At 64.9% G+C, this 12,234-nt stretch carries 10 protein-coding genes; 7 read left to right on the top strand and 3 right to left on the bottom strand.

Annotated features, from left to right (window positions below):
• Positions 1 to 285: 285 nt before the first annotated feature.
• A complete protein-coding gene (locus IPF85_RS09145) occupies positions 286 to 3,321 on the top strand; it encodes a hypothetical protein (protein ID WP_343407772.1) in 3,036 nt (1,011 codons plus the stop codon).
• 188 nt (positions 3,322 to 3,509) lie between these two features.
• Here IPF85_RS09145 and IPF85_RS09140 read toward each other — a convergent pair whose 3' ends face one another.
• Positions 3,510 to 3,854 (bottom strand): hypothetical protein, encoded by a 345-nt coding sequence (locus tag IPF85_RS09140; RefSeq protein ID WP_343407771.1) that lies wholly within the window; start codon positions 3,852 to 3,854, stop codon positions 3,510 to 3,512.
• A 28-nt stretch (positions 3,855 to 3,882) separates the two neighbouring features.
• Here IPF85_RS09140 and IPF85_RS09135 point away from each other — a divergent pair, with 28 nt between their 5' ends.
• The 4 genes from IPF85_RS09135 (at position 3,883) to IPF85_RS09120 (ending at position 7,244) form a co-directional block, all read left to right on the top strand.
• Positions 3,883 to 6,237, top strand: coding sequence for a glycosyl hydrolase family 18 protein (locus IPF85_RS09135; protein WP_343407770.1), 2,355 nt, complete (start codon positions 3,883 to 3,885; stop codon positions 6,235 to 6,237).
• 122 nt (positions 6,238 to 6,359) lie between these two features.
• Positions 6,360 to 6,635 (top strand): hypothetical protein, encoded by a 276-nt coding sequence (locus tag IPF85_RS09130; protein ID WP_343407769.1) that lies wholly within the window; start codon positions 6,360 to 6,362, stop codon positions 6,633 to 6,635.
• A complete protein-coding gene (locus tag IPF85_RS09125) occupies positions 6,632 to 7,036 on the top strand; it encodes a type II toxin-antitoxin system VapC family toxin (protein WP_343407768.1) in 405 nt (134 codons plus the stop codon). Before IPF85_RS09130 ends, IPF85_RS09125 begins: the two co-directional genes overlap by 4 nt.
• Positions 7,037 to 7,058: 22 nt before the next feature.
• Positions 7,059 to 7,244, top strand: a complete 186-nt coding sequence (locus tag IPF85_RS09120; protein ID WP_343407767.1) for a dockerin type I domain-containing protein — start codon at positions 7,059 to 7,061, stop codon at positions 7,242 to 7,244.
• A gap of 15 nt (positions 7,245 to 7,259) precedes the next feature.
• On the opposite strand, the gene polX is transcribed toward IPF85_RS09120, so the two are convergent.
• The gene (gene polX / locus IPF85_RS09115) at positions 7,260 to 8,981 is read right to left on the bottom strand and encodes a DNA polymerase/3'-5' exonuclease PolX (protein ID WP_343407766.1); all 1,722 of its coding nucleotides are present in this window, start codon (positions 8,979 to 8,981) and stop codon (positions 7,260 to 7,262) included.
• Positions 8,982 to 8,995: 14 nt separating this feature from the next.
• The gene (locus IPF85_RS09110) at positions 8,996 to 9,619 is read right to left on the bottom strand and encodes a histidine phosphatase family protein (RefSeq protein WP_343407765.1); all 624 of its coding nucleotides are present in this window, start codon (positions 9,617 to 9,619) and stop codon (positions 8,996 to 8,998) included.
• 342 nt (positions 9,620 to 9,961) lie between these two features.
• Here IPF85_RS09110 and IPF85_RS09105 point away from each other — a divergent pair, with 342 nt between their 5' ends.
• Positions 9,962 to 10,753 (top strand): SDR family oxidoreductase, encoded by a 792-nt coding sequence (locus tag IPF85_RS09105; protein ID WP_343407764.1) that lies wholly within the window; start codon positions 9,962 to 9,964, stop codon positions 10,751 to 10,753.
• A gap of 162 nt (positions 10,754 to 10,915) precedes the next feature.
• Positions 10,916 to 12,070, top strand: a complete 1,155-nt coding sequence (locus IPF85_RS09100) for a lipocalin-like domain-containing protein (RefSeq protein ID WP_343407763.1) — start codon at positions 10,916 to 10,918, stop codon at positions 12,068 to 12,070.
• The last annotated feature ends 164 nt before the right edge of the window (positions 12,071 to 12,234 follow it).

Below are 12,234 nucleotides of genomic sequence, written 5' to 3'. Positions count from 1 at the left end.
GAGGGTTGTTCGCCGAAAAATCGCCCAACCTTGCGCAGGCCCGCCGGGTAAGGAGCTTGCGCCGCGACGGGCGTTTGCGGCTGGCCCGGCGATGTGTGCGGCAGCCAGCCTGCGCAAGGGGAGGGTGGCGACCCCAGCCTGACGCGCCCGGCGGTAGGGCTGTTTGCTATTACCGTCGCCAGATGCTATAATCCTGCTCCCCACAGTTTGTGAGTCTCCGTCAGGCAGTTCCCCATCTTTCTCGTCGCCGCCCAGCATGGGCAATATCATAAGGAGAGACATGCAATGAGCCGTCGTTTCCTAGCCTCGTGTTCACTGGTGTTGATCATGATCGTTGTCATGGTCCCGTCCCTTGTCGTTCCCGCGCTCGCCGCCCCTACCGCCCAAGGGAGTGAAGTTCCCACCGGCATCTACCGTGGCGTTAGCACCGCCGTTCGCTTTGACATCTCGGCCCCCCTGCGTTCGATCACACCGCTGCTTCCCAAGCCTGCGGAGGGATTCAGCGAGATTCCCGAGCGCCCCACTGGCCTCGAAGGCGCGCTTGGCCCGCAGGACGCCGATGCGGCCCTGCAAACCATCTACGGACCGGCGCTGATCCCCACCCCGATTGTCAGTTTCGATGGCCCTCCCAACGTTTCCAGTGTTTCTCCGCCCGATCCCAATGGCGATGTTGGCCCCAACCACGTCGTGGTCATGAGCAACCTGTCGTTCCAGGTCTTCAACAAGACTGGCACCTCGCTCTATGGCCCGGCGCTCAACAACACCCTGTGGGCCGGCTTTGGCGGCGACTGCCAGACCGACAACTCCGGCGATCCGGTCGTCCTGCACGACCAGGTCTCGGACCGCTGGATGCTGAGCCAGTTCACGGCCTCAGGCCCCACCTACTTCAACTGCGTGGCCGTCTCGACCACGTCCGACCCCACAGGAACCTACTATCGCTGGGCTTTCAGCACCGGCACCAACTTCCCGGACTATCCCAAGTACGGTTTCTGGCCCGATGCGCTCTACATCAGCACGCGTGAGTTTGCCGGCGGCTCGACCTTCACGGGTATCGGCGCCTACGCGGTCAAGCGTGCGGACCTGATCTCCGGCAATCCGGCTGCGCAGGTGATTTCCTTCCTCGCGACGCCGGCCTCCGCGGGCGGCGCCTTCAACCTCGGCGATGGTCTGCTGCCCACGGACATGGACGGCAGCACCATGCCGCCGGCTGGTTCGCCCAACTACTTCGTTGGCTCCATGGACAACGGCGGCCCCTACGGCGCGCCTCAGGACGCGCTGACCCTGTGGAAGTTCCACGCAGACTTTGTCACACCGGCCAATTCGACGTTCACCCTCGCGAACACCATTCCGGTCGCGGCCTTCGATTCGTCGCCTGTCTTCTGCTCCGGCCGCTCCTGCATACCGCAGCCGGGCACCGCCAACAAGATTGATCACCTCGGCTATCGCCAGCGCCCCACATTCCGCCTGGCTTACCGCAACTTTGGTACCCATGAGTCGCTGGTGACCAACCAGTCGGTCGAGGCCTCGGCCACCATGTCCGGTATCCGCTGGTGGGAAATCCGCAGCCCCAACTCCAGCCCGGTCATCTACCAGGAAGGCACCTACGCCCCAGGCACCTCCGACACCATCCATCGCTGGATGGGTTCGATTGCCATGGACAGCGCCGGCAACATGGCGCTGGGCTACAGCGCCTCCAACGGCACCACCACCTTCCCAAGCTCGTGGTACACCGGCCGCCTCTCGGGCGACCCGCTGGGCACCATGCCGCAGGGTGAAGCGTCCGTCATCAACGGCACCGGCTCCCAGACCGGCAGCCAGCGCTGGGGCGATTACACTTCCATGACCGTGGACCCGGTGGATGACTGCACCTTCTGGTACGTCAACGAATACGTGCCCACCACCAGCTCGAACGGCTGGCGCCTGCGCATTGGCGCCTTCAAGTTCAACGAATGCGGCACGGCTGACTTCACGATCGCCGCAGTGCCAGCCAGCCAGGAAATCTGCGTTGGGGCCAATGCTGCGTACACCGTGAACATCGGCAGCGTCAGCGGCTACAGCAGCCCGGTGACTCTGAGCGCCTCGGGCAACCCTGGCACGGCAGGCTTCAGCGCCAACCCGGTCACCCCGCCCGGCAGCAGTACGATGACCATCAGCGGCGCGGCCGCGGGTACCTACAACTTCAACGTCGTGGGCACGGCCGCCGGCCCCAACGTGCATCAGGCCCCGGTTGGGCTGACCGTGCAGGCGGCTGCGCCCGGCGCGCCGAACCTGACCGCGCCGGCCAATGGCGCGACCGGTGTGGGCGCTACACCCACCTTCACCTGGGACGCGGTGAGCGGCGCGACGACCTATGACATTCAGGTTGCCACCGATGCCGGCTTCACCAACATCGTGGCTTCGGCCACTGGCCTGACCGGCACCTCCTGGAACGGCGCCTCGCTCAACACCAGCACCACCTACTACTGGCACGTCAAGGCAAACAATGCCTGCGGCGCTGGCGCTTACTCGAGCACCTTCAGCTTCACCACCCAGGGCGCGCCTGGCGACTGCGGCCCCGGCACCACCGCCAATATCCTCTATGAGTACGGGTTCGAAGCTGGCGAAGCCGGCTGGACCCATAGCGCAGCCAGCGGCGCCGACAGTTGGGCGATCATCACGACCAACCCGCACAGCGGCGCTTCGCACTTCCGCGGTCTCGACCCGGCCACGGTCTCTGATCAGCGCCTGGTTTCGCCGGCTGTGGCCCTGCCCAGCGGCCAGAACCCGGTCGTGATCAAGTTCTGGCACCTGCCGAACCTGGAGAGCAGCGGCGCCACCGCCTGCTACGACGGCGGTATCCTGGAATCTTCGACCGACGGCGGCGCCACCTGGACCCAGGTGCCGAATGCCAACCTGCTGGCCGGCCCGTACACCGGTCTGGTCTCCGCCAGCTTCAGCAATCCTCTGGCCGGCCTGGAGGCCTGGTGCAATGGGACCAGCTACTTCCAGACCATCGCCGACGTCAGCAGCCTGGCCGGACAGACCGCGCAGTTCCGCGGGCGCCTCGGCTCCGACACCTCGGTGAGCGATACCGGTTGGGACGTTGACGACGTGACGGTGCAGTCATGTCAGCCAACTGGCGCCACCCCCACGCCGACCGCAACGACGCCGCCGCCGACGAGCACACCGACTGCGACGCCCACGACGCCGCCGACCGGTGTGGAGTTGAGCAGCCTGGACAGCGGCGCACCCGCCGCGACCAACCTGTGGTTGCCGCTGGCCCTGGCCCTGGTGCTCATGACGGTTGTGGGCATGGCGCTGCGTCAGCGCACCGCCCGCTAAACCACCGCGATGACGATCATGTAAACTCATGGGGCCGGCCGGAAACTCCCCGGCCCCATGACGGTCACATCACGCCCCGACCGGTGTGGCCACTGAACGATTCGCTGCCATAAAAACAGGCGCCGGTTGGTTCCAACCGGCGCCTGTTGTATCAATTGACTCCAGTGCGATCCGTCCCGCCTCGGAATTCAGACTATCGCGGCATAGCGAGCTCGGCGTTCAGCGATGATCTGTTCGCTGTATTCCGGCCAGTCGTGAAGAATCACCGGGTTGAGATCAGCGCCATTCGGCCATTCGATCGTGCCGGTGTCAGTCTTCTGGGCAAACAACGTTTCATCTGCAGGCGCCCCGCATGACGGAGGAAGCGGCTCGAAGTCAATCACTTGCTCGCTGCCATCATCGGTTTTGCTGTGATTGTCTGGCCACTGCGGTGCGGCCCCCGACCCTGCCCCTTTGCCTAGACGCCCTGGGTCCCCATGGCGCAGGGCGCTCTGGAAGCAGGCGCCCACGAGCACGCTGGACTTCAGCAGCATAGAGCAGGTTCACAGCGGCAGTTACGCCATGCGCGTCAGTTTCACGGGCTGGGGCGGCTTTTCGCTGGCGCACAACGCCGGCGTGTACCCCGCCCCTGGCTACACCGCGCTGCACTTCTGGCTGCACGGCGGCGCCAGCGGTGGGCAGGTGCTGGCCGTCAGCCTGGGCGACAACAGCGCCGGCAACCCGGAGTTCGATTGGATCTACCTGGCGCCTTTTCTGCCCGGCGGCGTGACGCCTCCCAACGCTTGGACCGAGGTGACGATTCCCCTGGCCGTCCTGCTGCACGACGGCGCGGCCACGCCGACGCAGTTCAATCGTCTCAACGTTTACGATGGCAACGGCGGCGGCGAGGCGACCTTCTACCTGGACGACATCAGCATCCTGGGCACGAATGGCCCGCCGCCAACCGCTACGCCAACCCCCACGCCCGGCCCTGAGACCCATCGCGGCCTGTGGGTTTGGAACGACGTGATAGCGGGCAATGCACGCCAGGCGCTCTTCGCCTTCGCCGGCCAGGAGCGCCTGAACGCCCTCTACGTCGAATCGGAGAGCTACCTGCGCGGCAACGCGGCCGCACTCGGCGCGTTCACCGGCGAGGCCAACAGCCACGGGCTGGAGGTCGAATGGCTGTTGGGCTACGCGCCCTGGGCGCTGACCCCCAACCATGCCGATCTGCTGGAGTTGATTGACCGCGCTATCACGCAGACCCTGGCCCTGCCGCTCGGCAGCCGGCCCGCGGCCGTTCACCTGGACGTGGAGCCGCACACCCTGCCCGCCTGGCAAACCGATCCGCAGGGCACGGCGCAGCAGTATCTGGCGCTGCTCGATGCGGTCAGCAGCCGCCTAACCGCCGGCGGCGCGGGGTTGGCCCTGGTGGTGGACATCCCCTTCTGGTACGACGGCCGGATCGTCACCTACAACGGGCAGACGCGGCCACTGAGCGAGCATGTGCTCAACCGGGTCAGCGTTGCCACGTTGATGGATTACCGCGACCATGCCTGGGGCGGCAACGGCCTGGTGACGCTGGCCGCCAGTGAGGTGACGTTTGCGGGCAGCGCGGGCAAGGCGGTGCGCGTGGGCGTGGAAACCAATGCGCCGGGCGGCCAGCCGGCCTACATCACCTTCTACGAGGAGGGGCGCCGGGTGATGCTGGGCGAGCTGGCCGTGACGCGCAACGCGTACGCGGGCGCGGCCGGTTTTGGCGGCGTGGCGGTGCATGATTACGACGGCTACGCCAACCTCGACCGGCGGCGGGGCGTGGCGCCGTGGATGCCGGTCAGTTGGGATCAGGCCGCGGCGCTGGCGAGCTACCAGGCCAATGCCGCCGCGCTGGATGACATCCTGCCGTTCCAGTACGAGCTGAGCGCGGCCGCGGATGGCAGCCTGCTCGCGCTGGCGCCGGTGAACGCCGGCCTCGTCAGTCAGATGCACGCCAACGGTCATCTGATCTTCCCCACGATCACCAATCAGTTCGACCCGGCCCGTGTGAGCACGATCATCAACAGCGCCAGCCTGCGCCAGGCGCACATCCAGACCATCCTGGCGCAGATCAACGCCTGGGGCTTCGATGGCATTGACATTGACTACGAAAGCCTCTACGCCGGCGACCGCGACGCGTTCACGACCTTCATGACCGAGCTGGCGAGCAGCCTGCACGGCCAGGGCAAGCGCGTCAGCATTGCGGTGCATCCCAAGACCTCGGAACCGGGCACATGGAGCGGCCCACAGGCGCAGGACTACGCGGCGCTGGGACGCGTGGTGGATCGCTTTCGCATCATGGTCTACGACTATCACTGGTCAACCAGCCCGGCCGGGCCGCTGGCGCCGCTGGCCTGGAGCGAGGATGTGCTCGATTTTGCTGTGAGCGTGGTGGACCCCGCGCTGATCTGGCTGGGCGTACCTTTCTACGGCTACGATTGGGTGGGCAGCAGCGGCGAGGCCATCACCTGGACCGAGGCGATGGCGCGGCTGGCCAGTCACGGCGCGACCCTGCAATGGCAGGATGCGGACGGCAGCGGGCATGTCAAGGAGCCGTGGTTCAGCTACGGCGCGCACGAGGTCTGGTTCTTCGATGGGCTGGCGGTGCGTCACCGGCTGCGCCTGGCAGACGCCTACGATATCGCGGGCATCGCCATCTGGCGCCTGGGCCATGAGGACCCGGCCGCCTGGCAGTGGATCGAAACGTGGCGGCGCTTCTACGCGCAGGGCGACCTGACCGGCAACGGCCTGACCGACGTGGTGGATGTGCAGTCCGTCGCTGTGCATTGGGGCGAGACCGCAGCCCAACCGGTCTTCGACCGCTGGTACGACCTGGATGGCGACGGCGCGGTCACGCTGGCGGATGTCGCCATCGTCGCCGGCCAGTGGGATGGAGGATAGAAGAAGCGAGGATTTTTTGCCACGAATTTCACGAATTTTCACGGGGGTGGGAGGATGAAAACCATCTTACGTGCCAGGAGATGAAATCCGTGGTACAATGATTCCAAGAAAGGGGCGAAAAGATGAATTCTGGTGTTTTGGCGGTTGTTAATGAAGTAACCTTTGAACAAGTAGTTCTGCTTGCTCAACGATTGCGCCCTGTTGACCAAGCTCGTTTAGTGGTTCGACTTGCACCGAAAGTTGAATGGTTGTTGATGAAAATTGAATCCATTTCTTCACCGCCGTCTCGTATTCCGTTGCGCGGCTTATGGTCCGACTTAGGTACAGCGCCATCAGCAGAGGATATTGACCAAGTGCAACAGGAAATGTGGTCAACTTTTGCAGAGAGTGAGGCATGACAATTCGCGTCGTTGCTGATACTCATGCACTGCTTTGGTATCTTTACAATGATTCTCGCCTGTCCAAAGCGGCAACAACGTTCATGGATGCCATTGATGAGGGTGGTGATCAAATCGCAATCGCCTCGATTACGCTGGCGGAACTGGTATATCTGATCGAGAAGGGGAAGATTGCGTCAACTTCCTTTGAACGTGTCATTGAGATGCTGTCCCAACCGAACGCGACCCTGGTTGAAATCCCCTTTGACCGCGTGGTGGCCGACATGATGCGAAGAATCGAGCGTGACCAGGTTCCAGACCTTCCTGATCGTATCGTTGCTGCTACCGCTTTATCTTTGGGTGTGCCATTGATTAGCCGAGATCGGAAGATTCAGGCATCCATTGTGCCAACCATTTGGTGAGAAACCCGCGTTAGTTCAGGTTATGTATGCGCAGGGCGACCTGACCGGCAACGGCCTGACCGACGTGGTGGATGTGCAGTCCGTCGCTGTGCATTGGGGCGAGACCGCAGCCCAACCGGTCTTCGACCGCTGGTATGATCTGGATGGCGACGGCGCGGTGACGCTGGCGGATGTCGCCATCATCGCCGGCCAGTGGGATGGAGGGTAGACGAAGCAAGAATTGTCAGGCGCGGCTGCGTAACCAGGCGAGGAGGGCATCCGGCGGCCAGGTGTTGATGACGTGCTGCGGCTCGACCCACGCCCGCCGTGCGGTGGCGATGCCGAAAAGCTCTTGCGCCAGGTGCTCCGGGTCGTGCGCGTCGGTGTTGATCGCCAGGCGGATGCCCATCCCGATGGCGCGGCGGGCCGCGATGTCGTCCAGGTCGAGCCGGCTGGGATTGGCGTTGATCTCCAGCGCGACGCCGCTCTGAGCGGCCGCGGCCAGGATGGCGTCCATGTCCAGGTCCGCGCCCTCGCGGTCGGGAATCAGGCGGCCGGTGGGGTGGCCGATGATGTCCACGTGCGGGTTGCGCACCGCGTTGAGCAGCCGCGCCGTCACCTGGTCGCGGGGCTGGCGCAGGCTGGTGTGCAGCGAGGCCACGACGATGTCGAACTGCGCCAGCACCTCGTCGCTGTAGTCGAGCGAGCCATCCGCGCGAATTTCCACCTCGGCGCCCTGCAGGAGGCGCAGCGAATCGCCCACTTCCTGCTGCACGGCGTCTATCTCCGCGCGCTGACGCGCAATGTCCTCCACCTTCAGGCCGCCGGTGATGCCCAGCCCGCCCGAATGATCGGTGACGGCGAGCACCTGCAGACCATGCGCGCGTGCGGCCAGGGCCATCTCGCGGATCGAGGCCCGGCCATCGCTCCAGGTCGAATGGCTGTGCAGCTCTGCGCGGCGCTGACCCGGCGTAATCAGCCTGGGCAGGCGGCCGGCCAGCGCGGCCTGAATCTCGCCGCGGTCCCCGCGCAGCTCCGGCGCAATCCACGGCAGGCCGAGCGCGGCGTACACCTCTTCCTCGTTGGCGCACAGGATTTCGCGGCCGTCCGCGGCCGTCAAGGCCTGGTCCGACAGGGACAGACCGCGGTCGAGGGCCAGTTGGCGCAGGCGCACGTTGTGCTCTTTGGAGCCGGTGGCGTATTGCAGCGCGGTGCCGAAGCGTGCCGGCGGATGCGCCCACAGTTGCGCGCGCAGGCCGTTGACGAATTCCACGCTGGACTTGGTGTTGCCCTGACCGAGGATGCGCGCCACGCCTGGCTGGCTGACGAACGCCTGCATGACCGCCGCGGAATCGGCCGCGGCCGCCAGCAGATCGAGATCGCCCACGGTGGCCTTCATGCGACGCAGGCTGCCGGCCAGGGCCGCGTCCACCACGCCGGGCACAGTGCGCAGGCCGATCAGCATCTGGACGCCAACCGGGTAAGCCATGCCCAACGGGGTGCGGCCGCTGCGCCGGCGCAGCGATTCCAGCCCGGCCAGGATTTTGGCCTCTGATTTGGCGCCCATGCCGGCCAGGCTGCGCAGTTGACCGCCGCGCGCCGCGGCTTCCAACTGCGCCAGGGTGGTGATGCCCAGGCTGCGCCAGAAGAGGGCAATCTTCTTCGGCCCCAAATCGGGTACGCGCAGCAGTTCGGCCAGGGTCGCGGGCACCTCTGCCTGCAGACGTTCCAGGAAGCCGAGCTGACCGGTGCGCAGCAGTTCATCCATTTTTTCGGCAATGGCTTTGCCCACGCCCGGCACCTCGCGCAGTTTGCCCTCACGCCAGACATCGGCGATGTCACGGCCCAGGGTTTCCAGGCTGTCGGCCACTTTGCGGTAGGCCAGGGTGACGTAGATCACTTCGCCCTGGATGTCGAGCAGATCGGCGATCAGGCGAAAGGTGTTGGCGAGCTCGTGGTTGGTCATGGGTTTGCCTGTCGTCACAGGTCGTTGAGGTGGTCGGCGCGGTCGTGGTAGTGCAGGCGCCAGGTTTCGCGGCGCGGGTGCTCCACGTATTCGAACTGCGTGATGCCGCTGTTGCGCAGCCAGACTTCACAGCGACGCCACGGCCCCACGTTGAAGATGTGGTCGAAGGCGGCCTCGACGACGCCGCCGTGACAGATCGCGACGACGGTCTGCTGCCGATGGCGCTGCACGATTTCCTCCAGGAAGGAGCCGACGCGTGTGCGGAAGTGCATCCAGCTCTCGCCCTCGCCCATCGCCGGGGTGATCGAGTTGAAAGGGCGCTCGCTGCCCCAGTAATCGGCGTAGTCACGCGGTAGGTCATCGTTCGGATAGGGGGAATGGTCGAGGCGGTTGTTGCCGACCTCACGCAGGCGGTCCTCGCGCTGCAAGGTGATGTTGTAGGCAGCGCAGAGTGGGGCAGCCGTTTCCAGGGCGCGGCGCATGGTGCTACAATAGAGGATGTCCATCGTGGGGAGTTTGGTGGGCAGCCAGTGGGCCAGGGCCGCAGCCTGGCGTTGGCCCAGGTCGGTCAAGCCTTCGTCCGTATTGCCCTGGTTCCAGCCCTCCAGGTTGACCAGGCTCTGACCGTGTCGTATCATGAAAAGACGCATTGATTTCAACCTTTCGTCAATAGGGTGTGCCAGTCCAGTGTAGACGCCTGGCGGTGATTGTCAAATCGCGGCGCTGCGTTGCAGTAGTTCCAAACGTAGCACACATTCAACCACAAAGAGCACAGAGAACACAAAGAAACGGCAGATCAGGCGCAAATCGGCAACTTCTCTGCGTTCTTTGTGATCTCTGTGGTAAAAAACCAGGCTACATTTGGAACTGCTGGCTGCGGTGAGAGTGGGCTTGGTGACTCCAGGCTGCGGCCGCGAGTCCAAGTGATGGCGGCTTGTAAGAATTTCTTCCCGTATAGTTTCAAGCACGTGAGGGATGTCATGCAACGATTTCAAGATCAGATTGTGGTGGTTACCGGCGCGTCGAGCGGCATCGGCCGCGAGTTGGCGCGGGCGTTCAGCGGTGAAGGGGCCACGGTGGTGCTGGCCGCCCGTTCCGTGGACGCGCTGGAGCAGTTGGCGGCCGAGCTGAGAGCCGCGGGCGGTCAGGCGCTGGTGGTGCCGACCGATGTGCGCGACTACGGCCAGATCGAGCGCCTGATGCATGTCACGCAGGAGACGTTCGGCCGTCTCGATGTCCTGGTCAACAATGCCGGCCAGGGCTTGGGCGTGTGGGCCAAGGACCTGACGATGGGGCCGGTGGAGGATCTCTTCCGCACCAATCTGTTTGGGCTGATCTACGCGACGCGGCTGGCGCTGCCCGGCATGATTGCGCGGCGGCGGGGTCTCATCATCAACGTTTCATCGGTGGCCGGCAAGGTGGGCACGCCCAGCGACAGCATCTACGCGGCCAGCAAGTTCGCGGTCAACGGCTTTTCGCAGGGGCTGCGCGCGGAAGTGGCGCAGCACAACGTGCGTGTGCTGACGGTTTGTCCGTTCTTCACCAGCGGCACCGGCTTCAGCCGGAACGTCGCCGGGCGTGGCTTCGAACCGCGCAATCCGCTGCGCCGCATGAGCGCCCGCCGCGTGGCCGAGTTGACGCTGGACGCGGCCGCGCGCGGCAAGCATGAGCTTGTTCTGACGCGCACGGCCCGCTTCGCCGTGTTCTTGAACCACACCCTGCCCGGCGTGTTCGATTGGGGATTGGCGACGGCCGCGAGGTTTTTGAAGTAGAGAGCGGAGAGCGGAGAGCGCAAAGTGCAGAGTGCAAAGTGCAAAGTGCAGAGAGCGGAGATTCGTGTGCGAGAGCGGAGACCGAAAATCGAAAATCTGAAATTGAAAATCGGAGAGCGGAGACCGGAGGTCGAAAATCGCAAATCGTGAATCGGAGATCGCATGACGCGTCGTAGCGCGTTTTGGCTGATTGTGGTGGTGCTGTTGATTGTGAGCGGGGTTTGGTGGCTGGGACGACCGCAGGCGGATGGGCAGGTCAGTGGGCAGGTGGTGGCGGCGGCGGCGCCATCCACGGTCGGGTTTGAGCGGGTCACCGCGCCGCTGAGCCTTGAGTTTCCGCGCGACCACGGCGCGCATCCGGCTTATTTGACCGAATGGTGGTATTACGTGGGCAACCTGGTGAGCGCGGACGGGCGCCAGTTCGGTTTTCAGTTGACCTTCTTTCGCCGCGCGTTGAGCGCCGAAACGGCCGCGCGCAGTTCGGACTGGGCCACCAACCAGGTCTACATGGCGCACTTTGCTCTGAGCGACATCAGCGGGCAGCAGTTCTATGCCTTCGACCGTTTCAGCCGCGGCGCGGCCGGGCTGGCCGGCGCGCAGGCGCAGCCCTACCGGGTTTGGCTGGAAGACTGGTCGGTGACAGGCGTGGGGCCGCAGACCGAGCACCTGCTGGCGCAACAGAACAGTGTGGCCCTTGACCTGACGTTGGCCTGGGGCAAGCCGCCGGCACTGCATGGCGAGGCCGGGTTGCATCAGAAAGGGCCGGAGGCGGGCAACGCGTCCATGTACTACTCGCTGACGCGTCTGCCGCTGCAGGGCGCCGTCACCCTCGACGGCCAGACGTTTGCTGTCACCGGCAGCGGCTGGATGGATCACGAGTTCGGCACCACGGCCCTGGGCGAGCGGGCCATCGGCTGGGACTGGTTTGCCCTGCAGCTCGACGATGGCCGTGAGCTGATGGTCTACCAGATTCGGCGCGAGGATGGCAGCATCGAGCCGCAGTCGAGCGGCAGCCTGATCGCCGCCGATGGCCGCGTGCAGCACCTGGCCGGCAGCGATGTCCAGATCAGCGTGCTCGACACCTGGCAGAGCGCGGCCAGCGGCGGGCGTTACCCGGCGCGCTGGCGTGTCACGCTGCCCGCCTACGGCCTGACCCTGGAGATTACCCCGCGCCAGGCCGACCAGGAACTGCGCCTGGCGCAAACCTACTGGGAAGGCGCGGTCGCCATCCAGGGCGAGAGCGCCGGCCAACCGATTACCGGTCAGGGCTATGTGGAACTGACGGGGTACGTGGGCACCCTGCGCGGACAGTTGTAGCGCGCAAGGGGATTGACAACCCCTTCGCGCCCTGTTCGCCGCGCTGAAATGCGCACCACGAACGGTTCGTAGTACGCACTTCAGTGCGCTGAAGTGCATACTGACGAACGATCTCCTGATTCCCACGCCCTTTGCTCCTCGCCACGAACCGTGCTATACTCCCT

The organism is Candidatus Amarolinea dominans (assembly GCF_016704685.1).
GTDB classification, from domain to species: Bacteria; Chloroflexota; Anaerolineae; order SSC4; family Amarolineaceae; genus Amarolinea; species Amarolinea dominans.
Note: the sequence above shows the minus strand (reverse complement) of the source record. Positions and strands in the feature narration are given on the sequence as shown.

Bases quoted from the DNA above. Each gene is read 5' to 3' on its own strand.
- IPF85_RS09120 (WP_343407767.1), top strand. From the start codon at position 7,059: ATGTATGCGCAGGGCGACCTGACCGGCAACGGCCTGACCGACGTGGTG.
- IPF85_RS09105 (WP_343407764.1), top strand. From the start codon at position 9,962: ATGCAACGATTTCAAGATCAGATTGTGGTGGTTACCGGCGCGTCGAGC.
- IPF85_RS09140 (WP_343407771.1), bottom strand. From the start codon at position 3,854: ATGCTGCTGAAGTCCAGCGTGCTCGTGGGCGCCTGCTTCCAGAGCGCC.
- IPF85_RS09125 (WP_343407768.1), top strand. From the start codon at position 6,632: ATGACAATTCGCGTCGTTGCTGATACTCATGCACTGCTTTGGTATCTT.
- IPF85_RS09135 (WP_343407770.1), top strand. From the start codon at position 3,883: ATGCGCGTCAGTTTCACGGGCTGGGGCGGCTTTTCGCTGGCGCACAAC.
- IPF85_RS09145 (WP_343407772.1), top strand. From the start codon at position 286: ATGAGCCGTCGTTTCCTAGCCTCGTGTTCACTGGTGTTGATCATGATC.
- IPF85_RS09100 (WP_343407763.1), top strand. From the start codon at position 10,916: ATGACGCGTCGTAGCGCGTTTTGGCTGATTGTGGTGGTGCTGTTGATT.
- polX (WP_343407766.1), bottom strand. From the start codon at position 8,981: ATGACCAACCACGAGCTCGCCAACACCTTTCGCCTGATCGCCGATCTG.
- IPF85_RS09130 (WP_343407769.1), top strand. From the start codon at position 6,360: ATGAATTCTGGTGTTTTGGCGGTTGTTAATGAAGTAACCTTTGAACAA.
- IPF85_RS09110 (WP_343407765.1), bottom strand. From the start codon at position 9,619: ATGATACGACACGGTCAGAGCCTGGTCAACCTGGAGGGCTGGAACCAG.